Source organism: Pseudoalteromonas sp. ABE4_541, from assembly GCF_056312285.1.
Map to the genome: position 1 here is coordinate 72,498 of NZ_JBSVEM010000011.1, position 23,272 is coordinate 95,769.

Annotated in this window: 22 protein-coding genes; 4 read left to right on the forward strand and 18 right to left on the reverse strand. The window is 43.0% G+C overall.

All coding sequences use genetic code 11. The features are described from left to right. Nucleotides 1-2: 2 nt before the first annotated feature. From bamA to rpsB, 9 genes are all read right to left on the reverse strand, one after another. The gene (bamA, locus tag ACW689_RS12290) at nucleotides 3-2,474 is read right to left on the reverse strand and encodes an outer membrane protein assembly factor BamA (RefSeq protein ID WP_476291733.1); all 2,472 of its coding nucleotides are present in this window, start codon (nucleotides 2,472-2,474) and stop codon (nucleotides 3-5) included. 73 nt (nucleotides 2,475-2,547) lie between these two features. Next, nucleotides 2,548-3,900: a sigma E protease regulator RseP gene (rseP, locus tag ACW689_RS12295; protein WP_476291735.1), complete on the reverse strand. Its 1,353-nt coding sequence runs from the start codon at nucleotides 3,898-3,900 to the stop codon at nucleotides 2,548-2,550. Between the two features lie 2 nt (nucleotides 3,901-3,902). Further along, nucleotides 3,903-5,096 (reverse strand): 1-deoxy-D-xylulose-5-phosphate reductoisomerase, encoded by a 1,194-nt coding sequence (ispC, locus tag ACW689_RS12300; protein ID WP_476291737.1) that lies wholly within the window; start codon nucleotides 5,094-5,096, stop codon nucleotides 3,903-3,905. Next, nucleotides 5,093-5,959, reverse strand: a complete 867-nt coding sequence (locus ACW689_RS12305) for a phosphatidate cytidylyltransferase (protein ID WP_476291739.1) — start codon at nucleotides 5,957-5,959, stop codon at nucleotides 5,093-5,095. The genes ispC and ACW689_RS12305 overlap by 4 nt, the downstream gene beginning before the upstream one ends. 12 nt (nucleotides 5,960-5,971) lie before the next feature. Next, entirely contained in the window at nucleotides 5,972-6,745 is a 774-nt protein-coding gene (locus ACW689_RS12310) for an isoprenyl transferase (RefSeq protein WP_476291741.1), read from the reverse strand. A 76-nt stretch (nucleotides 6,746-6,821) separates the two neighbouring features. Then, nucleotides 6,822-7,379, reverse strand: a complete 558-nt coding sequence (gene frr, locus ACW689_RS12315) for a ribosome recycling factor (protein ID WP_476291743.1) — start codon at nucleotides 7,377-7,379, stop codon at nucleotides 6,822-6,824. A 23-nt stretch (nucleotides 7,380-7,402) separates the two neighbouring features. Continuing rightward, nucleotides 7,403-8,140 carry a UMP kinase gene (gene pyrH / locus ACW689_RS12320; protein ID WP_476291745.1) on the reverse strand — a complete coding sequence of 246 codons (738 nt, stop codon included), beginning with the start codon at nucleotides 8,138-8,140 and terminating at the stop codon, nucleotides 7,403-7,405. Nucleotides 8,141-8,288: 148 nt separating this feature from the next. After that, a complete protein-coding gene (gene tsf, locus ACW689_RS12325; RefSeq protein WP_476291747.1) occupies nucleotides 8,289-9,140 on the reverse strand; it encodes a translation elongation factor Ts in 852 nt (283 codons plus the stop codon). Between the two features lie 104 nt (nucleotides 9,141-9,244). After that, entirely contained in the window at nucleotides 9,245-9,973 is a 729-nt protein-coding gene (gene rpsB / locus ACW689_RS12330) for a 30S ribosomal protein S2 (RefSeq protein WP_070984234.1), read from the reverse strand. A 270-nt stretch (nucleotides 9,974-10,243) separates the two neighbouring features. Here rpsB and map point away from each other — a divergent pair, with 270 nt between their 5' ends. From map to dapD, 3 genes are read left to right on the forward strand one after another with little or no spacing between them, the layout of a single operon-like run. Further along, complete coding sequence (gene map / locus ACW689_RS12335; protein ID WP_476291749.1) at nucleotides 10,244-11,029, forward strand: type I methionyl aminopeptidase; 786 nt, start codon at nucleotides 10,244-10,246, stop codon at nucleotides 11,027-11,029. A 9-nt stretch (nucleotides 11,030-11,038) separates the two neighbouring features. Beyond that, nucleotides 11,039-13,657: a [protein-PII] uridylyltransferase gene (gene glnD, locus ACW689_RS12340; RefSeq protein WP_476291751.1), complete on the forward strand. Its 2,619-nt coding sequence runs from the start codon at nucleotides 11,039-11,041 to the stop codon at nucleotides 13,655-13,657. 11 nt (nucleotides 13,658-13,668) lie between these two features. Further along, nucleotides 13,669-14,496 (forward strand): 2,3,4,5-tetrahydropyridine-2,6-dicarboxylate N-succinyltransferase, encoded by an 828-nt coding sequence (dapD, locus tag ACW689_RS12345; protein ID WP_476291753.1) that lies wholly within the window; start codon nucleotides 13,669-13,671, stop codon nucleotides 14,494-14,496. A gap of 71 nt (nucleotides 14,497-14,567) precedes the next feature. Here dapD and ACW689_RS12350 read toward each other — a convergent pair whose 3' ends face one another. The 9 genes from ACW689_RS12350 to pspA form a co-directional block, all read right to left on the reverse strand. Further along, entirely contained in the window at nucleotides 14,568-15,311 is a 744-nt protein-coding gene (locus ACW689_RS12350) for a pteridine reductase (RefSeq protein ID WP_476291755.1), read from the reverse strand. 110 nt (nucleotides 15,312-15,421) lie between these two features. Further along, complete coding sequence (locus ACW689_RS12355; protein WP_476291757.1) at nucleotides 15,422-15,766, reverse strand: 4a-hydroxytetrahydrobiopterin dehydratase; 345 nt, start codon at nucleotides 15,764-15,766, stop codon at nucleotides 15,422-15,424. 11 nt (nucleotides 15,767-15,777) lie between these two features. Beyond that, nucleotides 15,778-16,575: a phenylalanine 4-monooxygenase gene (gene phhA, locus ACW689_RS12360; RefSeq protein ID WP_476291759.1), complete on the reverse strand. Its 798-nt coding sequence runs from the start codon at nucleotides 16,573-16,575 to the stop codon at nucleotides 15,778-15,780. Between the two features lie 217 nt (nucleotides 16,576-16,792). Continuing rightward, nucleotides 16,793-17,971 carry a methionine gamma-lyase gene (gene megL / locus ACW689_RS12365; protein ID WP_476291761.1) on the reverse strand — a complete coding sequence of 393 codons (1,179 nt, stop codon included), beginning with the start codon at nucleotides 17,969-17,971 and terminating at the stop codon, nucleotides 16,793-16,795. A gap of 140 nt (nucleotides 17,972-18,111) precedes the next feature. Continuing rightward, nucleotides 18,112-19,146, reverse strand: coding sequence for a TIGR01620 family protein (locus tag ACW689_RS12370; RefSeq protein WP_476291763.1), 1,035 nt, complete (start codon nucleotides 19,144-19,146; stop codon nucleotides 18,112-18,114). Next, a complete protein-coding gene (locus ACW689_RS12375; RefSeq protein ID WP_476291765.1) occupies nucleotides 19,143-20,549 on the reverse strand; it encodes a YcjX family GTP-binding protein in 1,407 nt (468 codons plus the stop codon). The genes ACW689_RS12370 and ACW689_RS12375 overlap by 4 nt, the downstream gene beginning before the upstream one ends. An 84-nt stretch (nucleotides 20,550-20,633) precedes the next feature. Continuing rightward, nucleotides 20,634-21,035, reverse strand: a complete 402-nt coding sequence (gene pspC / locus ACW689_RS12380; RefSeq protein WP_476291767.1) for an envelope stress response membrane protein PspC — start codon at nucleotides 21,033-21,035, stop codon at nucleotides 20,634-20,636. After that, nucleotides 21,032-21,265 (reverse strand): envelope stress response membrane protein PspB, encoded by a 234-nt coding sequence (gene pspB / locus ACW689_RS12385; protein ID WP_476291860.1) that lies wholly within the window; start codon nucleotides 21,263-21,265, stop codon nucleotides 21,032-21,034. The genes pspC and pspB overlap by 4 nt, the downstream gene beginning before the upstream one ends. 73 nt (nucleotides 21,266-21,338) lie before the next feature. Further along, nucleotides 21,339-22,001, reverse strand: coding sequence for a phage shock protein PspA (gene pspA, locus ACW689_RS12390; RefSeq protein WP_476291769.1), 663 nt, complete (start codon nucleotides 21,999-22,001; stop codon nucleotides 21,339-21,341). Nucleotides 22,002-22,188: 187 nt separating this feature from the next. Between pspA and pspF the strand changes: the two genes are divergently transcribed. Beyond that, nucleotides 22,189-23,271: a phage shock protein operon transcriptional activator gene (pspF, locus tag ACW689_RS12395; protein WP_476291771.1), complete on the forward strand. Its 1,083-nt coding sequence runs from the start codon at nucleotides 22,189-22,191 to the stop codon at nucleotides 23,269-23,271. The last annotated feature ends 1 nt before the right edge of the window (nucleotide 23,272 follow it).

Consider the following 23,272-nt stretch of genomic DNA (forward strand, 5'->3'; position numbering starts at 1 on the left):
CCTTAGAATGTATTACTGATATTAAAGCTGATTCTCTTCGTTTCGTCGTCATCCTCTTTTTGCAGAGGGTAAGCAAAACTGATCAGCATTGGGCCCATCGGTGAAATCCATTGGACAGATAAACCTGTCGAAACCCTAAAACGGGTTGGATCCGAATAATCCGATAGCTTTTTATATTGGTCTTCATGTAAATGTGAGTATCGATCCACATCAAATTCAGTGTCCCATACGTTTGCAGCATCCACAAACAAGCTCGTACGTACTGAACTGGTATTTTCTTCATCAAGGAACGGGGTTGGTACAATCAACTCAGCACCAAGCGTTGCTTTTGCGTTACCACCGATACGGCCGCCAGCAACTAAAGAGTCAAACTCAGTCTCACCACCGATATTTCCTGTGGTTGTGCCATCTGGCAAAGTAGAGCCCGGAATTTCAGTCATGCGACGCTGCACAGCACGCGGTAAAATCGTGTTTCTTTCAAAACCACGTAGCTCGTTCTCCGAAATTCGGAAGAACTCTTGGAACGGCAATGTTTGCTCGAAACCATTAGTTTTGCCGTAACCATTACCATATGCAAATGCTGCTCGTGTTGAGAACACCCACTGGTGGTCATTGCTAATTGGCCAGTAAAAACGTGAGTCGTAGTCTATTTTAAAGTAATTTAAATCCGAGTTTGGCGTTGTCGCCCTCAGTGTAACACTCTGGCGAGAACCATCTGTTGGGAACATACCACGGTTTACTGTCACTCGTGACCAACCTGCGCTTAGTTCATATTTCGTAAAGTCATATGCGCCATCTGGGTCTTCAGGGTTTAAGAAGGCCAAACGCATAATACGGGTCTGCTCGTAGTCAGCAATATAATCGAGTTTTTCGTCTATCCATCGAGCACCGAAATTAATACGGTTAATCGCATTGATTGGGAACCCAAAGGTCGTACCTACACCATATTGACGTGAGTCATAACCAATCAGACCGACTTTACTACCATCAAAGCTGGTGTAAAAAATGCTGCTACCTTGCGACACACCATCAGGCGTGAAATAAGGATCTGTATAGGAAACGCTATAACTGTCAGAACTTTTTGACGTGCTGATATTAAATGCAAGCTGGTTACCTGTGCCCAGAAAGTTAGACTCGCTCACACCCACATTAAACTGCAAACCACCGTATGAGCCATAAGCAACACCCGCTTGGAAGCTACCTGCTGGCTGTTCTTTAACGGTAAAGTCAACATCAACCATGTCGTCAACGCCCGCCAATGGCTTCACTTCGAACTCAACTTTTTCCATATACGGTAAACGCTGAATTTGTAGTTTAGAACGCTCAAGGCTTTGATTTGATAACCATGCACCTTCAAGCTGCGTCATCTCTCGGCGAACCACTTCGTCTGCGGTTACTTGGTTACCGTTTACAAGAATGCGTCGCACATATACACGTTTACCTGGGTTTACCGACAGAGTTAGTTGGACTTCTTTTTTCTCATCGTCAATTTCAGGTATCGTGCGTACTTCTGCATTGGCATAACCAAAGCGTGCTAAATAACCTTTAATAAACTCTTCTGATGAAGTGACAATTGAACCGTTATATAACTCGCCTGCACGCAATGGAACCACGCTTTTAATTAGTTCTTCACGACCAAGTAAATCACCAATAAAGTCAAAACCTTTAACTGTGTATGTATCACCTTCAGTGATATTTGCCGTCACGTAAACCGATTCACGTTCAGGGCTCACCGATACTTGGGTAGAGTCAATATTAAAGCGTAGGTAACCTCTATCAAGATAGAAGCTACGGATCTTCTCCAAGTCACCTTCTATCGTCTGCTTTTGGTAGCGGTCGTTTGACATAAACTTCCACCACGGTAGATCCTGCTGCGACTCAACTAACTTTAATAACTCTTCATCAGAAAATAGTTCATTGCCAACCAAGTTGATTTGACGAATTGATGCTGCATCACCCTCGTCAAATTTCAGCATTAAGCGCACTCGATTTCGAGGTAGCTCAATGATGCTTACATCAATCTTAGCGTTGTATTTACCGATGCTATGAAAGAAGTTAATTAAACCTTTTTCAATATTATCAATAACAGTTTTGTCTAACGGCTCACCCGTGCGGATATTTTGCTGCTCTAAACTTTCCGTAAGCTGTTCATCTTTTATGTCTTTGTTACCATCAAATTCAATACCGGCAATGGTCGGCCTTTCTTGCACTTTGAAGATAACTTGTGCGCCATCACGATAGGCAACAATATTGTCAAAATGACCCGATTTATACAGAGCTTTAATTGTTTGAGAAATCGTATATTGGTCAACAGAGTCACCAACATTAATTGGAATATGCGTCAACGCTGCACCAAGTGCAACACGCTGTAACCCCTCAACTTTCAAATCTTCAACGATAAAGGAGTTTTGCCCCAAAGTGGCAAAACTAGCGCCAAGTAAACTAGTTACTGCAAGATGTTTTTTTATAGGCATTTTATTATCTTTATCCTTTACAACAGTTAGCGCACTTCGCGCTTTGATGGGCGTCGCTTACGCCATATTCGAGCTACAGTCTCGAGACATCGTTTAATAATGCAAAACAAGTTAAAGCAATAAGGAGTAACGCACCCACCTTAAAACCCAACTCTTGTGTCTTTTCAGAGACTGGTTTTTTGCGAATTAGTTCAATTAAGTAATACATTAAGTGCCCGCCATCTAAGACTGGCAGTGGCAATAAGTTAAAAACACCAAGATTAACGCTGATTAAAGCCAAAAAGCTCAAAAATGCAACTATGCCATAACTTACACTGTTTCCAGCGCCCACTGCGATCCCTACCGGACCACTTAAATTTTTTACCGATACTTGGCCTGTTAGTAAGTTACCAATCATATCAAAGCTCAAGCGGATCAACTCGAAGGTCTTTTCAGCGCCAAGCACCATACTATCCAAGGGACCGTAATGTCTAGTTTCAATGTATCCGTCTGGCCACTTTTCCATCAACGGAATAACGCCTAAAAATCCTTGTGTGACACCGTTAGCATTAACACGCCCCTGTGGAGTTATTGTGACATCAAGATTTTGATTGTCTCGTTCTATGCTCAGCGATAAAGGTGTATTAGCCGAATTTTGTATGGCCGTTACAAACTGCTGCCAGTTATTAATCTGTTCGCCCTCTAGTGCTTGGAGCGTATCGTTTACCTGCAAGCCCGCTTGTTGGGCTGCCGAATCCTCAGCAATATGACCCAATGTAAGCGTTAATGGCGGTCTATACGGGGTAATACCGATGCTGGTCAATGGCGCTTCGTCTTGTTTATCAAGCTTCCAACCATTGAGATTTATCTCTCGTATCGCTATCTGCTGATGAGCATCTTTTACTTTAACTTCAAGGCGTTGTTCGCCTAAATGGCGCATTAAGCTAAAAGTCACATCTTGCCAAGTATGTACCTCTTGGCCTGCCATCGATAGGATGTGGTCACCACTTTGTAAATAGGCCTGTTGAGCGCGAGAGCTTGGCTGTACCTCGCCGACGATAGGTTTTGCACTTTGCACACCTATCATGTACATGGCTGCGAGCACTAAAATAGCAAATAAGAAATTGGCAATGGGACCTGCCGCAACGACGGCAATTCTAGACAGAACGGGTTTATTATTAAAAGCGAGATGTCGTTTATCAAGCGGCACTTCATCTACTCGTTCATCGAGCATTTTTACATAGCCACCAAGCGGGATCATCGCAATGACGTACTCGGTCCCCTGTTTATCTTGCCAGCGACAAAGCGGTTTACCAAAACCGATTGAAAAACGCAGCACTTCAACACCAGCTCGGCGTGCAACCCAAAAATGTCCATATTCATGTACGGTAACCAAAATACCGAGTGCAAGTACAAATGACGCTAAATTCCAGAAAAACTCAAACATATTTATCCTATTCGGTTAACGAATTCATTGGCCAGTTGCCTTGCTTGGGCATCTTGGGCCATGATCTCGTGTACCGAGTTTAAAGAATGTAAGCTCGTCTTTTCAAGTACTTCAGCGTTGACACGATAAATATCAGTAAAGCCAATGCGTTTATTCAAAAAAGCCGCTACGGCAACTTCGTTTGCAGCATTCACTGTAGTTGTTGCTGCTTGTCCTGCTTTACACGCATCAATTGCCAACGCTAAATTCGGATAACGGGTAAAATCAGGCTTGGTAAACGTAAAATCAGCAATGGCCGCAAAATCAAGTGGCGCGACGCCTGCATCTATTCGCTCAGGGTAAGCGAGTCCATAAGCAATTGGCGTGCGCATGTCCGGCTGTCCCATTTGGGCAATAATCGATCCATCAATGTACTGAACCATCGAGTGGATCATGCTCTGAGGATGTATGACCACTTCAATATCATCTGCATGGCAACCAAATAACCACTTAGCTTCGATAAACTCTAAGCCTTTGTTCATCATAGTTGCCGAATCAACTGAAATTTTTTGCCCCATAGACCAGTTAGGGTGTGCCACAGCTTCCTCTACCGTGACATCTTTCAAGGTATTTAAATCGCGCGTTAAAAACGGACCACCTGAACCAGTAAGTAAAATCTTGCTTACGCCGTACTTGTTCAGCGCTTGCTGACTATCTTGCTGTAATACTACCGGTAAACATTGATAAATGGCGTTATGTTCACTATCAATCGGCAACAAAGTAGCGCCATGCTGCGCCACTTTATCCATAAATATTTGCCCCGACATCACCAAAGATTCTTTATTGGCTAATAGCACTTTTTTGCCAGCTTCTACTGCCGACAATGTAGGAATGAGACCAGCAGCGCCAACAATCGCTGACATCACAATATCAACATCAGCGTGACCGGCAATCTCAGCCATGGCTTTCGCACCATTTAAGACTTGCGTTGCTTGACCTTGCAGATTTTCACTCAGCTGTCTAGCTGCTTGTTCGCAGTCCATTATGGCATACTTTGGCTTATGCGCTAAACACAGCTTAGTCATTAACGCTACGTTGCGCCCCGCTGCCAAAGCAAACACTTGATAGCGCTCACTATTACGAACAATCACATCTAGCGTTGATAAACCGATGGACCCCGTAGCGCCTAAGATGACAACCTGTGCTTTTGCACTCATAAAGTCACCGTCCAAGCATAACACAATGCAAATATAGGCGCCGCTGCGGTCAGGCTGTCAATGCGATCTAAAATACCACCATGGCCAGGTAAGCATGAGCCAGAATCTTTAAGGCCCACTTCTCGCTTAAACATACTTTCAAGCAAGTCACCAATTGCCGAAAACAGCGCAATGAACATCGTCATGAACGCATACACAGGCCATAGTTTTTGTTCAACCTGCGCAAAGTAGCAAAATGTCACCACAAAAATCATCGCCGTGATCACGCCACCAATTAAACCTTCAATGGTCTTGTTCGGACTGACATTCGGCATTAGCTTACGTTTACCGAAGTTTTTGCCCGCAAAGTAGGCACCAATATCAGCGCTCCATACAATCCCCAGCACCACCATGATCAAGGTAGAACCATATTGATGTGCCTGCTGATATTCAGCACTTCTCAATACGTTTAACGCGAGCCATAAAGGCACCAACGTTAATAAGCCAGCTACCGCACGCATAATAATCCCGTCGCTCCAAGCTTTAGCCATACGAGGATATTTGAATACAAGGAAAGTTGCCACTAGCCACCAAGCAAAAGCCAAAGTGAAAACGTAATTTGCGTCGGCTTGCAGCAAACCGTTTTGCCATAAATGCGTAATAGGCCAATGGATATGAAGTAATAACAACACACCAGCTACAAAAGTGACGAAACCACCACGCTGTTTAAACGATGACAGACCCATGAAAGCTGACCATTCCCATGCGCCGAGCAATACAATGGCACCAGCAATGAAACTAAAAAGCGCTAAAGGTGTATAAAACACCAACAGCAATGCCAGTGGTGCAAGGACCACTGAGGTTAAAATTCGTTGTTTTAGCAAACTAATTTACCTTTAACTTGTTGTTTTGGACGCAGCGAGTAGTTGTTTTATTTGATCGCCGGTGCAGCCAAAGCGCCTTTCTCTAGATACATAACATGCGATGGCTTGTGAAAATGCTTCATCATCGAAGTCAGGCCATAAAGTATCTGTAAAATAAAGTTCAGCATAAGCTGCCTGCCAAAGCAAAAAGTTACTGATCCGGCAATCACCACCGGTTCTAATAAGTAGGTCTAATTCGCTCTGGTTTGCCATTGTAAGATGTTTTGATAATTCATCTTCCGTGATTTGCTCCAATTCCAATGCACCAGCAGCTACCTGCTGAGCCATTTTCTTAGCCGCTTGAGTAATATCCCAACGGCCACCGTAATTAGCAGCAATATTAAGTTGTAGTCCAGAATTATTTGCCGTCAACTGATGTGCTGCCGTTACTCGCTCTTGCAGTGAGTCAGGGAAGCGCGACAAGTCACCAATCACTGTCAGCATAACGTTATTTTTATGTAGTTTCTTCACCTCTTTAGTCAATACAAACAGAAATAACTCCATTAATGTACTGACTTCATCTTCTGGGCGGCGCCAATTCTCGCTGCTAAATGCGAAAAGTGTGAGCGACTCAATACCCAGCCTAGAACAAAATTGGACCGCGTTACGAACCGAGTCTACACCCTTTTTGTGGCCGTAAGTTCTTGGTCGATTACGCGACTGTGCCCAGCGCCCATTTCCATCCATAATGATGGCAACATGCTTAGGCAAAGATTGCTGTGAAATCGTTTCAGCGTTTAAAACCATAATTCCAATTTAGATAAAAAAAAACGCCGCCTAGTATACCCCAGACGGCGTTGCAAAACTAATAGTTTTGAACTGCTTAGATTTCCATCAACTCAGCTTCTTTGGCGCTCAATTGTGTATCCATTTCTTTAACAAATTTATCTGTTAGCTTTTGAATTTCGTCTTCTGCTTGACGTGCTTCGTCTTCAGAGATTTCTTTGTCTTTTAACAACGACTTGATATCGCCATTTGCATCACGACGAATGTTACGTACAGCAACACGGCCACTTTCTACTTCACCACGTACAATCTTGATAAGATCTTTACGACGCTCTTCTGTAAGCGGAGGAAGTGGAACACGAATAATCGTACCCGCAGACATAGGGTTTAGACCTAAATCTGAAGACATAATTGCTTTTTCAACAGCTTGCGCCAATGACTTATCAAATACGCTGATAGTCAATGTACGTGAATCTTCAGTTGATACGTTAGCCACTTGGTTAAGTGGTGTATCAGCACCGTAGTAAGATACAGTAATGCCATCTAGCAATGCTGGGTGTGCACGACCTGTGCGAATTTTTGATAATTGGCTCGCAAGTGCTGCTACGCTTTTTTGCATGCGCTCCTGCGCATCTTTTTTAATATCGTTAATCACAATTCAATCCTAGTCTTGACTGTTTATTCCGAAGCGGCTGAAGAGATCAAAGTGCCCTCTTCTTCGCCCATTATTACGCGTTTCAACGCGCCAGGTTTGTTCATGTTAAATACGCTCAACGGCATATTGTGGTCACGAGCTAGCGTAAACGCCGCTAAGTCCATGACTTTTAATTCTTGATCAATCACTTCATTATACGTCAAATGACGATAAAGTGTGGCGTCTGGGTTTTTCACAGGGTCATCGCTGAACACGCCATCTACTTTCGTCGCTTTGATCACGGTATCAGCTTCAATTTCAATACCGCGTAGGCATGCCGCTGAATCTGTTGTAAAAAATGGATTACCAGTACCGGCCGAGAAAATCACAACGCGACCCGATTTTAATAGGCTAATTGCCTCTGCCCAGTTGTACGCATCACACACACCATTGAGTGGTATTGCAGACATCAAGCGTGCGTTTACAAAAGCACGGTGCAGCGCATCACGCATTGCAAGGCCATTCATTACCGTTGCGAGCATCCCCATGTGGTCACCCACAACGCGGTTCATACCCGCTTCAGCCAAAGAGCCTCCGCGCAAGAAGTTACCACCACCGATAACTAAACCCACTTCTACGTCGAGCTCTACAAGTTCTTTGATTTCTTGAGCCATACGATCCAACACTTTTGGATCAATACCAAAGCCTTCATCTCCCATTAAAGCTTCACCGCTTAATTTAAGAAGAACGCGTCTAAAAACAGGTTTTCGATTGATAGTCATATTTTCCGGGCCATTTGTGAAAGTGAGATAAAAAATAACCGCGCTTATGATATTCATAAATGCGCGGTTATTTTAAAGAATTTTCAGCATCGACGCAAAAGCAAATCGAGGACCTGCCATCGGTATTTGCTTTTGCTACTGAACAAAATTATTCGCCTTTTGCAGCAGCGATTTGTGCAGCAACTTCAGCAGCGAAGTCTTCTTCTTTCTTCTCGATACCTTCACCAACTTCTAAACGGATGAAGTTAGATACTGTCGCGCCTTTCTCTTTAAGAATTTCGCCAACAGTTTTCTTAGGTTCCATGATGAAAGCTTGACCAGTAAGAGAGATCTCACCAGTGAACTTCTTCATACGGCCAATAACCATTTTCTCAGCGATTTCAGCAGGCTTACCTTCGTTCATCGCGATGTCGATTTGTACCGCTTTTTCTTTTTCAACTACGTCAGCTGGTACGTCTTCTGGGTTTACGAACTCAGGCTTAGACGCAGCAACGTGCATTGCAACGTGCTTAAGTGTTTCTTCGTCAGCTTCACCAGCAACAACAACACCAATACGCTCACCGTGACGGTAAGCAGCAAGGTTTGCACCGTCGATGTACTCAACGCGACGAACGTTGATGTTTTCACCGATTTTAGCAACTAGTGCAACACGTGCTTCTTCGAATTGTGCTTGTAAGTCTGCAATCGTTGTTTTAGATGCAGCAGCAACTTCTAGTACAGAGTTAGCGAACGCTAGGAAGTTTTCGTCTTTAGCAACGAAGTCAGTCTGACAGTTAACTTCTAATAGTGCAGCGAAACCTTCGCCTTCTTTAATAAGGATTGTACCTTCAGCAGCGATGTTACCCGCTTTTTTAGCAGCCTTTGCAGCACCGCTCTTACGCATGTTTTCAATCGCTAGCTCAATGTCACCATTGGTTTCAGTTAGCGCTTTTTTACAATCCATCATGCCAGCGCCAGTACGCTCGCGTAATTCTTTTACTAGGGCAGCAGTTACAGCCATTAGAATATCCTCAAATATGAATTCTGTTTTAGGGAAGCGGAATAACCGCTCTTCAAGAATATCAAGTCTTCATCTCATTAAGATGAAGACTTGATGACAGCTAATTACTCAGCTTCTACGAAATCGTCGCTTTCTGCTTGAGCAACGATGTTGCTTTCACGACCTTCAGTGATAGCAGCCGCTACAGCGCCAGTGTAAAGCTGGATAGCGCGGATCGCGTCGTCGTTACCTGGGATGATGAAATCAACACCATCTGGGTTAGAGTTAGTATCAACTACAGATACTACTGGAATACCTAGGTTGTTAGCTTCGCGGATTGCGATGTGCTCGTGATCAGCGTCGATAACGAAGATAGCGTCTGGAAGACCGCCCATATCTTTGATACCGCCAAGGCTCTTTTCAAGCTTTTCCATTTCACGAGTTAGCATTAACGCTTCTTTCTTAGTTAGTTTTTCGAAAGTACCGTCTTGGCTTTGAGTTTCAAGGTCTTTAAGACGCTTGATTGATTGACGAACTGTTTTCCAGTTAGTCAACATACCACCTAACCAACGGTGATTTACGAAATACTGATCACTTTGAAGAGCTGCTTCTTTAACTGCTTCGCTTGCAGCGCGCTTAGTACCTACGAAAAGAATTTTACCTTTGTTAGATGCTGTGTTCTGTAGGAACTTAAGTGCATCGTTGAACATAGGAACAGTTTTTTCTAGGTTGATGATATGTACACGGTTACGAGCGCCGAAGATGAAAGGCTTCATCTTAGGGTTCCAGTAACGAGCTTGGTGACCAAAGTGAACACCAGCCTGAAGCATATCGCGCATTGAAACGTTTGCCATTTTAATTTCCTCTAATAGTTAGGGTTAAGCCTCCACATATCCCATAGCACCAACATGCTCAGTAATTGACCGAGACATGCACCCAAGTGTATGTGTCGATATGTGTGTGTGTTAATATGAATAAATGTGTTTGCCTTAACTACAAACAACCTAATAAGATTTATTTGTAAAAAGACGGCGCGCTTTATACCATATAAAAGCGTAGAACTCAACGATAAGTACAAAATTTGTGCGTTATTGCTAACTTAAAAATACCTACATGGAGTCTCAATGAGTGCAGTGATTAAAACCCCTGAAGAAATCGAAAAAATGCGTGTTGCCGGGCGCTTAGCTGCGGAAGTATTGGAAATGATTGGGCCATATGTGAAGCCTGGGGTCACTACAGATGAGCTAAATACAATTTGTCACAACTACATTGTGAATGAACAAGATGCGATACCTGCGCCGCTAAATTATCACGGCTTTCCAAAGTCGATTTGTACCTCTGTGAATCATGTGATTTGCCATGGTATTCCAAACGACAAACCGCTTAAAGAAGGCGATATCATTAATATCGACGTGACAGTCATTAAAGACGGTTACCATGGTGATACTTCAAAGATGTTTTATGTAGGCACCCCTAGTATTCAAGGTAAGCGCCTGAGCGAAATCACACAAGAAAGTCTATACCTTGCGATTAAAATGGTTAAGCCTGGCGTTCGTTTAGGCGATATCGGCGCTGCAATTCAAAAATTTGCGGAAGGCTTTAACTACTCCATCGTTCGTGAATACTGTGGTCACGGTATTGGCAGCGAGTTCCACGAAGAGCCGCAAGTCATGCACTACGGCAAACCAGGTACTGGCGATGTACTAAAAGCAGGTATGTGTTTAACCATTGAACCTATGGTTAATGCCGGAAAGCGTCATTGTAAGTTATTGAAAGACGACTGGACTGTTGTCACTAAAGACCGTAGTCTATCCGCTCAATGGGAGCACACACTACTAGTCACCGACAATGGCGTTGAAATCCTAACACTTCGCAGCGACGAGTCAATTGACAGAGTGATCGAACACTAGGAGCCTTAAGTGGCACTGCCTAACAAAGTAAAAAAGCTGCTCGATACCGCCGAGCAGCTTCATGATTATAAAGATTGTTCTGCTTATTTTTATAAATGGCTTAACAACGAATTTTCTAAACAACCTGTTCGCAACTTGATCAACGCCCGCGCCGAATTTATCGACCGCTTACTGATCAAGTTGTTCAATGATACTGAGCTTGCACTTGTACCTGAAATAGCATTAATCGCCATTGGCGGTTATGGCCGAGGAGAGCTTCACCCCTACTCTGACATTGACTTTTTATTACTTGTTCAAACACCTCCCGATGAGCAACTACAAAGTAAAATCGAAGCATTTGTCACCATGTTGTGGGATCTTAACCTAGAAATTGGTCACAGTGTCAGAACGCATGAGCAGGTGCTTGAACAAAAGCAACAAGATGTTCACTTCACCACGAGTTTACTTGAAAGCCGTTTAATTTGTGGTAATCATATAGAATTTGAGCGCTTAAAAAGCCACATTGTTGAAACGCCTATCTGGCGCTCTGACGACTTTTTTATTGCCAAAGTGAATGAACAAAAAGTACGTCACAAAAAGTGTCACGGTACGGCCTATAACCTAGAGCCTAATGTAAAAGAAAACCCTGGCGGCCTGCGCGATTTACAAACCATTTTTTGGGTAGCAAAAAAGCATTTTCACGCAGAGACATTGGAAGAGTTAATTAACCACGGCTATCTCACCCATGAAGAATATCAAGAGCTTCTAGAGTGTATTGAAAACCTATGGAACATTCGTTTTGCCTTGCACTTAGCGGCAGGTCGAAACGAAAACCGCCTCTTATTTGATCACCAACCGAATGCGGCTGAACTACTGGGCTTTGGCGCTGAGGGTAAAGCCTCTGTTGAACGCATGATGAAGCGACTATTTCGTATTATGAGTCGTGTGCGGGAAATGAATCAGATGTTGCTGTCATACTTTGAACAAAGCATTTTGCCAGATCAAGCAGAGCAAACAGCTGTTCCACTGGATAGAAATTTTGAACGTGTTGGCAATAAAATTCGCGTAAAAAACCCATCGGTGTTTTTTCGACGTGAACAATTATTTGTGTTGTTCGAGCATATTGCCGACAACCCAGAAATCGTTAACATTGACCCAAGCACCATTCGCACCATGCGCCAAGTTCGTCGGCGATTATTAGGCGACTTGCAAGATTATGCGGGTTGTAGAGATGCATTTTTACGCTTACTCAAACATCCTAATGGTATGGGACGCGCGTTTACTTTAATGCACAAACATGGCCTGATCGCAGCTTATTTACCCCAGTGGCGCAATATATTTGGGCAAATGCAGTTTGACTTATTTCATGCCTACACCGTGGATGAGCACACCCATAAACTGGTAAAAAATATCTACCAATATTTTGATAAAACACAGCCGAGCGACTTTCCAATTTGTAGTGAGATAGTCACTCGCATGGATAAACCTGAGTTGTTGTATTTGGCCGCCATATTTCATGACATCGCCAAAGGACGTGGTGGCGACCACTCGGAGCTAGGTGCCGTTGATGCACAGGCATTTTGCAAAATGCATGGCTTTACCACATCAGATTCTCGCCTTGTTGCTTGGCTGGTGCAAAGTCACCTATTGATGTCAGTGACTGCACAGCGCAAAGACATCAACGACCCAGATGTGATCAACGAATTCGCTACGCAAGTTAAAAATGAGCGCCAGCTAGATTATTTATATTGCCTAACCGTTGCCGATATTCGCGCCACCAATGATAACCTGTGGAATGACTGGAAAAACACCCTGCTAAGAGAGCTTTATCTCCATGCGCAGCGTGCATTACGTCTGGGGCTTGAAAACCCAATGGATATGCGCGATCAAATTCGTGATAAAAAGCATCAAGCTAAACAACGCCTTATCAACAAAGGGTTTGATGAAGGTCTGATTGATTTGAGCTGGTCAAGATTTAAAGCCAACTATTTCACCGCTTTCAGTGAACAGCAAATATCGTTTCATAGCGAACATTTACTCAAGGCCAGCGATTTAAGCCAAGCCAGCGTGGTGGTAAGTGAAAAACCCATGCATGGTGGCACACAAGTATTTGTATACAGTCCTTACGAAGCATCGCTATTTGCCAAATTGGTTAGCGTTATCGGCTCTAAGAAAGCGCAAATTCAACATGCACAGGTGATGACAACAAAAGACGGTTATGTGGTGTTCAGCTTTGTGATCTTGGAGGTAAACGGTAACCCCATCGCAAGCGCACGCGCCAATACAATTCGAAAAGGGCTTGAAGCGATACTGCAAGATCCAAAGAAAAAGATCCGCTTGAAGAAAAATCGCTCGCAAAGATTTAAAGACTTTAATATCAAGCCTAAAGTCATCGTACGCCCACACGCGCGCGAAGATAGAAACTTAATTGAAATTCAGGCCATTGATATACCAGGCTTATTAACCAAAATTGCCGAGGTTTTTCAGGCCAATTCACTTCATATTCATGCCGCTCGCATTACAACCGTTGGCGAGCGTGCAGAAGATTTCTTTGTTGTATCCGATGACAATTACCAAGCTTTAAGCGAAGAGCATAAGGCTGGTTTGCATCGTGACTTAATGAAAAAATTAAACGCAGAAACAGAATAAATGAGGACACTATGTCAGATCTTAAATTAATCATTGAACAGGCTTGGGAACAGCGCGATAGCATTACACCTTCTCAAGTGTCTGAGCCTGTAAAAAATGCCATTATTCAAGCGTTGGATTTATTGGATTCAGGCGCAGCCAGAGTAGCAGAAAAAATCAGCGGTGAATGGGTCGTTCATCAGTGGCTTAAAAAGGCGGTATTACTGTCGTTCCGTATCCGTGATAATCAGCCTTTACACGATGGTGTGAGTCAGTACTTTGATAAAGTGCCGCTTAAGTTTAGCGACTACACTCCAGAGCAATTCCAACAGGGTGGTATGCGCGTAGTGCCTAACGCGGTCGCCCGTCAGGGCAGCTTTGTTGGCAAAAACGTGGTGCTGATGCCGTCGTACGTGAACATTGGTGCTTACGTTGGCGAAGGCACCATGGTCGATACATGGGCGACTGTCGGCTCTTGTGCGCAAATTGGTAAAAATGTGCACCTATCTGGTGGTGTAGGTATTGGTGGCGTACTAGAGCCGCTACAGGCTAACCCGACCATTATTGAAGATAACTGCTTCATTGGTGCGCGTTCTGAAATTGTAGAAGGCGTGATCGTCGAAGAAGGTGCGGTGATTTCAATGGGTGTTTACATCTCACAAAGCACGCGTATTTACGACCGTGAAACAGGTGAAGTACATTACGGTCGCGTACCTGCTGGCGCTGTCGTTGTGCCAGGTTCACTGCCAAGCAAAGATGGCTCGCACAGCTTGTATGCAGCGATTATTGTCAAAAAGGTTGACCAACAAACCCGTGAAAAAGTGGGGATCAATGCCCTACTTCGCTCAATTGACGAGTAGTTGAGAACATTTTAATTGAGGGCTACGTGAGTTAGCCCTCTCATACACTCCGTTAGCTTCTCCAATATCACCTATAAACTCTTACCACCATCCACATTCAACACTTGGCCTGTAACATAGTCAGCTTCAAAAGCTAAAAAATAAGCCGCTTTGGCAATATCTTCAGGTGAACCTTGCTTATTTAATGGGATTTTCGCGAGTAAACTTGCTTTTTCTTGTTCATTCAATGAACACGCAGACGGCCACATAATATTGCCTGGCGCGATTGCATTGACTCTCACTTGCGGCGCTAATTCCACCGCAACCGACTTGGTAATACTGGCAAGACCCGCTTTAGCCGCACAGTAAAGCATGTGATCTTTTAATGGCGACTGAGCATAAATATCTAGAATATTAATCACACACCCGACGTTTTTTTGTAACTGTTTGGCCAATACTTGGATCAAAAATGTAGGCATAACCAAATTACTGTGCAGTAAATTTTCTGCATCCGATAAGCGAGCAGAGCCTATGGGCGTTGGATAAAAGCTTGATGCATTATTAATGAGTATATCGAGGCGTCCCCAAATGGCATTTACCTTAGAAGCAAATTGACTGTAGTCATTGTCCGTTGTAAACGCGCCCTGTATGGCAACGGCACTATTTGCTCTAAGCCCATTCAAGCGTACTTCAAGCTGTTGGGCTTCGCACTTTGAATGCTGATAATGAATAACAAGATTACACCCTTGAGCGTGAAAATACTCACACAGATACGCACCAATACGCTTTGCGCCGCCCGTAACTAACACAACTTTTCGACTACTATCGCTATCCACGACTCAACCTCATATAATTATTTCATACTAATCCGCTTAACTAAGTGGCTTACTCTAAGGCAATAAAAAAGGGCCTGATATGAGGCCCTGTTTTTTATAAAATAAAGTGCTTATAACGCAGCAAATATATCATCTGTTTTAGCCGCACACACAAAATCATTTTTGTGTAGGCCCTTGATAGAGTGGCTCCACCAAGTCACTGTTACTTTACCCCATTCGGTAAGTAATCCTGGGTGATGGCCCTCTTCTTCAGCCATTGCGCCAACTTTATTTGTAAACTCAAGCGCCTGCTTAAAGTTTTTAAATTTAAATACGCGTTCAAGCTGCATAATGCCATCTCGTACTTCTGGCACCCAATCTGGAATTTGCTTGATAAGTACCGCTAGTTCTTCATCTGACACTTTAGGCGCATCCGCACGACACGCTTCACATTTTTGTGCACTTAAATCAGACATTTAATAAATCCTTAACTTGCTAATTTTTCTTTAGGGGGAAATTTTGGCTCAAACAAGCCTAACTCTTTTGCTTCTTCAACCAACGACATGATATCCATTTGTGAAATATCGAACAAATCATGGATTGAATTTATGGTGTAGTACACGGGTTGCATAATATCAATGCGATATGGCGTACGTAGAACATCTAGCACCTCAAGCGGTGTAATTTCAGGTTTATTTGAGTAAACATACTGAGTTTCACCTGGACTTGATAGAATACCGCCGCCATATATACGCAACCCGTCTTTGGTTTGCATCAAGCCAAATTCAACGGTAAACCAATATAAACGCGCAAGATACACACGGTCTTTTTTCGCTGCAGCATAGCCAAGCTGACCATATTTGTGCGTAAACTCTGCAAAATCGGGGTTAGTAAGCATTGCACAGTGACCAAAGATCTCATGGAAGATATCAGGCTCTTGTAAGTAGTCAAACTCTTCACGTGAACGAATAAACGTTGCAACTGGAAACTGCTTGTTGGCTAACAGGCGGAAAAATTCGTCGAAATCAATTAGAGCGGGTACAGGCGCGACTTGCCAGCCCGTTTCTTTACCGAGCACTTCATTAAGCTCGTGTAGTTGTGGAATTCGGTCATGGGGAAGGTTAATTTTTTTTAGGCCTTCCATATACTCATCGCAGGCTTTGCCTTCAATACACTTGAGCTGACGAGCCACGAGCTCTGACCATATTTGGTTCTCTTCATCACTCCAAGCAATGATGCCATTGGCATCTGGCTGCTTTGAAATATATTTGCTTGATTTAGCCATTTTAACCTTCTTATTACATCTGTCGACCTAACAAGATCGCACTTCAACTTGTGATCTAGATACTATGTAAAAGTGAGGAAAAGTGTAATAGCTAGTCCAAACAACAACACTGACACATTATGTCAATATGTAATCCAAAATGTACACTTTTGGGTTTAAAACAAAACACCCACCATATTGGTGGGTGTGGAGATGCTAGTGTAATTTTTTTATTACACTAGAAGGCAGAAAAAGCGTTTTTCAGATCATCTATAATGTCATCTGCATCTTCAAGACCAACGGAAATACGGATCAAACCATCTGAAATTCCGGCGGCTTGTCGCTCTTCTGGTGTATATGGAGAGTGGGTCATTGATGCAGGATGTTGAATTAACGTTTCTGGATCCCCCAAGCTCACCGCAAGGGTACAAAGCTCTGTAGCATTAATAAATGCTTCACCATCTTGCAGGCTACCAGCAATTTCAAACGCAATTACACCACCGGCACCTTTCATTTGCTCACCAAGGAACTTATAGCCCGGGTGAGATGGCAAACCAGGATAGAATACTTGGCTCACTTTTGGGTGACTGTCTAAAAACTCCGCCACTTTTTGCGCACTTTCACAGTGGCGAGCCATTCGTACCGATAAGGTTTTCAAGCCACGATTAATCAACCACGCATCATGTGGGCTGATTGTCGCGCCAATGTCTTTCAAAACAGTCAGCTTTATCAACTCAATATGTTCTTTGCTTCCACATACAATACCTGCAACCACATCGCCATGACCATTTAAGTATTTAGTTGCGCTATGGATCACAATATCAATGCCAAAATGCTTCGGTTTTTGAAGCAAAGGCGTCATAAACGTATTGTCGATAACACTCAGCAAGTTATGCTGCTGTGCGAAGTCTCCCAACATTTTTAAGTCTAAAACGGTCATATTTGGATTAATAGGCGTTTCAGCAAACAGCATTTTACTGTTTGGCTTCACAGCCGCTTTCAACTCATCTTCATTGGTCATATCAACAAATGTGACTTCAATGCCAAACTTTGGCAGCATGTGCGCAAATAATGCAAAGCTACACCCATACAACGCACTTGAAGCAATCAGATGATCGCCTTGCTGCAAAAAGCTCAGCACAGATGCTGAGACAGCGCCCATCCCAGTAGCCGTTGCAGCCGCATCTTCCATCTGCTCCAGTTGTGCTAGCTTTTGCTCAAGCTCACGTGTAGTTGGGTTACCTAGGCGTGTATAAATGTATCCAGCTTCTTCACCAGCGAAACGCGCCGCGCCCTGAGCCGCATCTTTAAATTGAAACGTTGAAGTTTGATATAGTGGCGCCGTTAATGCGCCGTGCGGATCGTTGAAATGCTCTGGGCCGTGAATACATTGCGTGTTGTCATGGTACTTCTTCATAAATTAACCTGTTAACTTATTATTCTTAAATTGATTTATCTAATAAATAAGTCAGCAAGAACAATTTAACAAGCAAGCCAGACGCTAAGACGGCTACCTTAGCAAACTCGTACTAAGGTAGGTGTACATAATTGTTGTCACTACTTTGGTTGCTGTTTAGCTTGCGTGCGAGTTAATAAAGTACTAAATACCTGCTCTACCGTTGATTTAAGTAAATTTGGCTGCTGTTGCAACTGCGGTAATGGGCGGCATAGAGCCATTGTTTTGTAACCTAAACGAGCGGTAAACACACCCGCACTCAAACCTTGTCCTGCACGCGCTGATAGCTTACCTAGTAGCTCCGCACCTAAGCTGGTCGCTGCCAAATCAGATACAAGCTCCGCTGCACCTGCAAACACCATTTGTTTAAGTAACATTTTGTACAAAGAGATACGGCTTTGATAACCCAGTCGAATACCATAATGTTGACTGATAGCTTCAATTAAATGCACACCTCGCCACAAAACAGCCAACATATCTAGCAGGGCCATTGGACTCATCGCCACCAGCATGGCACTTGTGGTAGCATGTTGGTTGATGAGCTTTTTCGCTTGACTGTCCTGACTTTCAAGTAAGGTCGCCTCATACAATTGCAGCACTTCTTTGTCGGTATGATGAGACTTTATACTGGCTTTAAACTCTGCCACTTGCTGCTTTGGATGACTCGATAGTAAAGGCTTTAGCCAAGATGCAGCTTCACCGATTTGCGTGCTGTTTAGTAATCTTTCACCATCCTGACGATGGTGCTCATGGCGTTTTAACTGTCTTAAGGCTTTTGCTTCTTTGATGATAAACACGCCAACACTGAGCAGAGCCAACCCCAAAACAGTGCTGTAAAGTACAGCCAAGAGCCATGAGCTTTGCAATGCATCAATAATGCTATAAACCGTTTCTACCAATATTAAAATCAAAAAGCTTAATAAAAACAGTTTGATGATACTCCATTTCCCTTTTTGTTTTAACGCTTGCTCTAACTGCACATCATCAACTTGCTCCATTAAAGATAAATCAGCCAAACCATCAACTAATTCGCCTTCAATTCGCTTACCACCCGCTTGTTGTGGGTTTTGTTCTGCTGGCTGCGTGTCTGTCGTTTCGATACGTCGCCCCGGTTTTAATTGGTTTTGTTCACTCATACCAATTTATCTCCAATTAAAAACTGCAAGGCGTGGTCCAGTCGCACATGCTCTAAATTACCATGTAGCGCATGAGCTGGGTTAAATGGTAAAAAGTCAAAACCTTGCTTCGGCCAGTTTGCAGCACTCAAGACATGATTGGGTGGCTGTGGTGGCAAGTAAGTTGTCCATGCCTTTTCCCCTAACACCTTGCCGTAAATACAGTTTAGTAATTCCCCACCATCATTGACTTGTTTAGCATGAGTACTTTGTACTGAAGAAACGGCCATCGTATCTACTTCGACCCCCGCAAACCTCAAATCATTTGTGGCATGACCTAACATATCATTAAGCAGCAAAGCCATGTTTGCTTGTTGGTCGGCACTCACATGATCACATTTGTTAGCCGCGAACAATACTTTGTCTATTTTTGGCCAAAATAGACGCTTCAAAAAACCCGACTTACCATAGTTGAATACTTGCATTACATGCTCAATGGCTTCTCGCTGCGCTTGTAAAGTTTGCGGTCCGTCATTAAGCGCACTGAGCACATCAACTAATACAAGTTGCCTATCAAATTGACAAAAGTGCTGCTTATAAAACGGTTGTACAACTTGCTGCTGATATGCTTCAAAGCGAGATTTTAATTGCTGGTACTGGCTGTTTTCCCCGCCTTGTTTCTCTGGCTCAATTGGAAAGAACTGAATAATCGGCGCACCTTTAAGATCTCCGGGGATCAGCATTCTACCGGGCTGCAGTTGTGCCAACTTTGTTTTATTTTTCAAAGTGACTAACAGTTTTTGATAACTTTGTGCCAAGGCATTTAATGCGCTCTCATCAACATCATCTTCAGGATTGAATTGCGCGAGCTGGCTCAAAAATTCATTGCTATAAGCACGATATGCGTCATGCTTAAGTAAAGTCAGTGTTTGCTCACTCCATGCCCGAAAATCCTGTGCCAACATAGGCAAATCGACTAGCCATTCACCTGGATAATCAATTAATTCTAAATAAACAGTACTGGTTGGCGACAAGTGTTGTTTAAGGCCATGATCCGTTGTGAATTTGATCGCCAGAGTTAATGTATTGATGCGCTGCGTTGACTCTGGCCAATGCGGTACTTCATCGAGCAAACAATTTACGGCTTTTGTATATTCAAAGGTGGGAATATCTAACGCACTCTGTGGCACCTGTTTGGCCGCTATCAAGCGCCCTTCTCTCACCACATCAAAAAACGGTAAGTTTTCACGGTTGGCCTGAGTTGTTAAATGCTTAACAAGTGCGGTGATAAAGGCTGTTTTACCACTGCCACTAAAACCTGTAACAGCAAGCTTAATATGTTTATCTAGGGTGCGATTGAGCGCTTTTTGGGTATTAACTTTGAGTGTATTGAGGGCTTTTTGGGTAAGAAATTTTGCTTTCATTTTTATTCTGGGTCCCTCTAGAAAGAAATTAAGCGCTGTGGCGCTAGAACGCCACAATTGCTTAGAAAATATGGAGGATATGCGTTACAGCTTATTGATTTCTCTGCTAACTGTAAATTCAGCCGATGTGACATACGTTTCCATGCTTTGAATACGATCATCCAAGCGGGTCAATCTGTCTTTTAAGTCAAATAATGCACGTCTTGGCGGCTCACCTTTTTGCCATACTTTAAATTTTACCGAGATTGGATCTTCTTCAAGTGTCGTTTTTGTGTGCGTTGCAGACACGGGTTTCGTGTCTAAAATAAACCAGCAGGCGATATAAGCGACGATAAATAAAGGACCACCAGATAAAAGTACAGCGGTGATCACCAATATTCTTACCAGCCATAACTCCATATTAAAGTAGTCACTCAAGCCTGCACACACGCCCGCTATCTTGCCTCGTTTAGGGTCTCGAAATAGCTCTCGCTTTACGCTGCTCATACTTTACGTCTCCATTCAGGTGCCTCTTGATCCAATAAGCGCTCTAACGTTTCGACTCTCTCTGCCATTTTTTCAGCTTTACTTGCAAGCTCTAAAAGCTGACGGTGCTCGTGTTCGCTTAAGCCTTGGCTTACCTGCTTTTTGCTGCGATAGTGCAAAACTAACCATAATGGCGCAACAACAATCATAAATATAATGAAAGGTGCAACTAAAACTTCTAAGTCCATAATCTTGTACTCCAAACATGGGGCAAATGCGGTTTATTGGCATCTACAGATTGAGTGCTGTAGATGCCACTTAAGTTCATTTATCTTTTGCTAACTTCTTTTTAAGTTCTGCTAGCTCATCATCGATTTTTTCATTCTTTTGCAGGTCAGCGATTTCATCAGCTAGAGATTTCTTACCTAAATCATAAGATTCTACCTGAGATTCTAGACCATCAATTTTGTTTTCGTAACGTTCGAAACGATTCAAAGCATCTTCAACTTTTGAGCTATCCAGCGCCTTTTTCACTTCCAAACGAGACTCTGCTGAACGTTGACGTAATACAATCGCTTTTTGTCTTGCTTTTGCGTCTGCCAGTTTTTCTTGCAGTGTCGCAACTTCTTGTTGCAGCTTTTCGATGTGCGTATCTACATGCTCAAGCTCTGATTTCACGCTTTGTACTGCATCTGCTGACTTTTGCTTTTCAAGCAGTGCCGCTCTGGCTAAATCTTCACGTTCTTTGCTTAGCGCTAACTCGGCTTTTTCTTGCCATTCTTGTGTTTGCGCTTCTAACTGCTCAACACGACGCGTTAACTCTTTCTTTTCAGCCAATGTTTTTGCTGATGTAGAACGTACCTCTACTAATGTATCTTCCATTTCTTGGATAATTAGGCGAACCATTTTTTCTGGGTCTTCCGCTTTATCTAAAATGGCATTGATATTAGAATTCACGATATCTGCGAAACGAGAAAAAATTCCCATAATCTTTACCTCTTTTGGTTTATAAATTTAAATCGCTGACAATACTGTTATCAAATTGCTTGCCAACTTTTAAAAACACATAAAACCATTAAAATTCATAAAGTTAACTAAAAACAAAAATCCCTTTAGTTCCACTCATTTTTGAAATACACTAACAGTTAGCAAAAATAACTAAGAGTTAGGCAATATGAGCCAATTCCGCCAACAGGATAATTTACTTGGTCAATCTGATAGCTTTTTAGCCGTGTTAGATCAAGTCTCTCAGCTCGCACCATTAGAAAAACCCGTCCTCATCATTGGCGAGCGAGGAACCGGTAAAGAGCTTATCGCTGCGCGCTTACATTACCTGTCAGAACGATGGGAACAAAACTATATTAAGCTAAATTGCGCAGCACTCAACGAAAACTTGTTAGAAAGCGAGTTATTTGGTCACGAAAGTGGCGCATTTACCGGAGCTAGCAAACGTCATGAAGGCCGCTTTGAACGCGCCAATGGCGGCACTTTATTTTTGGATGAATTAGCCAATACCTCAGCCATGGTGCAAGAAAAACTGCTTCGCGTCATTGAGTATGGCGAATTTGAACGTGTCGGTGGTAAAAGCACAGTTAAAGTCGATACACGACTTGTGTGTGCAACCAATGAAGACTTACCAACTCTGGCTGACAATGGTGAGTTTCGTCATGATTTACTCGACCGATTGGCATTTGACGTGATCACACTACCACCACTTAGATCAAGACAAGAAGACATTATGCTGCTTGCCGAGCAATTTGCCATCAACATGGCACGTGACTTAGATTGGTCTTTATTTAGCGGTTTTACCCGTAAAGCCACTGATAAATTGCTTGAATATGATTGGCCCGGCAACATTCGTGAGCTCAAGAATGTGATAGAAAGAAGCTTATATCGCCATGGCAGCGAAAGCCTACCTGTACATAATATTGTTTTAGACCCTTTTGAAAGCCCACATCGACCAACTCAACGTGTCAAGGCACAAACCCAAAATACGACAGCAGTGGTTGAAGCGCCCATTGCACAAGCTCACAACAACACGGTAGAAACGATTGAAAATAGCACAATAATTGAGTTTCCTTGTGATTTGAAAACCCTCTCTAACGAATTCGAGATCGATTTATTACAAAAAGCACTAGAACATAGCCAATTTAACCAAAAGAAAACTGCACAAATTCTTGGTTTGACGTATCATCAGCTACGTGGATATTTGAAAAAATACAATCTATTAGACTCGGGTCAAAAACAAGAGGCATAGG

Coding starts and splice junctions, on each gene's coding strand:
- bamA (WP_476291733.1), bottom strand. CDS start 2,474: ATGCCTATAAAAAAACATCTTGCAGTAACTAGTTTACTTGGCGCTAGT.
- ACW689_RS12370 (WP_476291763.1), bottom strand. CDS start 19,146: ATGAGTGAACAAAACCAATTAAAACCGGGGCGACGTATCGAAACGACA.
- map (WP_476291749.1), top strand. CDS start 10,244: ATGAGTGCAGTGATTAAAACCCCTGAAGAAATCGAAAAAATGCGTGTT.
- rseP (WP_476291735.1), bottom strand. CDS start 3,900: ATGTTTGAGTTTTTCTGGAATTTAGCGTCATTTGTACTTGCACTCGGT.
- pspC (WP_476291767.1), bottom strand. CDS start 21,035: ATGAGCAGCGTAAAGCGAGAGCTATTTCGAGACCCTAAACGAGGCAAG.
- rpsB (WP_070984234.1), bottom strand. CDS start 9,973: ATGGCAAACGTTTCAATGCGCGATATGCTTCAGGCTGGTGTTCACTTT.
- ACW689_RS12375 (WP_476291765.1), bottom strand. CDS start 20,549: ATGAAAGCAAAATTTCTTACCCAAAAAGCCCTCAATACACTCAAAGTT.
- tsf (WP_476291747.1), bottom strand. CDS start 9,140: ATGGCTGTAACTGCTGCCCTAGTAAAAGAATTACGCGAGCGTACTGGC.
- pspF (WP_476291771.1), top strand. CDS start 22,189: ATGAGCCAATTCCGCCAACAGGATAATTTACTTGGTCAATCTGATAGC.
- pyrH (WP_476291745.1), bottom strand. CDS start 8,140: ATGACTATCAATCGAAAACCTGTTTTTAGACGCGTTCTTCTTAAATTA.
- pspA (WP_476291769.1), bottom strand. CDS start 22,001: ATGGGAATTTTTTCTCGTTTCGCAGATATCGTGAATTCTAATATCAAT.
- phhA (WP_476291759.1), bottom strand. CDS start 16,575: ATGGCTAAATCAAGCAAATATATTTCAAAGCAGCCAGATGCCAATGGC.
- megL (WP_476291761.1), bottom strand. CDS start 17,971: ATGAAGAAGTACCATGACAACACGCAATGTATTCACGGCCCAGAGCAT.
- ACW689_RS12355 (WP_476291757.1), bottom strand. CDS start 15,766: ATGTCTGATTTAAGTGCACAAAAATGTGAAGCGTGTCGTGCGGATGCG.
- dapD (WP_476291753.1), top strand. CDS start 13,669: ATGTCAGATCTTAAATTAATCATTGAACAGGCTTGGGAACAGCGCGAT.
- ispC (WP_476291737.1), bottom strand. CDS start 5,096: ATGAGTGCAAAAGCACAGGTTGTCATCTTAGGCGCTACGGGGTCCATC.
- ACW689_RS12310 (WP_476291741.1), bottom strand. CDS start 6,745: ATGGTTTTAAACGCTGAAACGATTTCACAGCAATCTTTGCCTAAGCAT.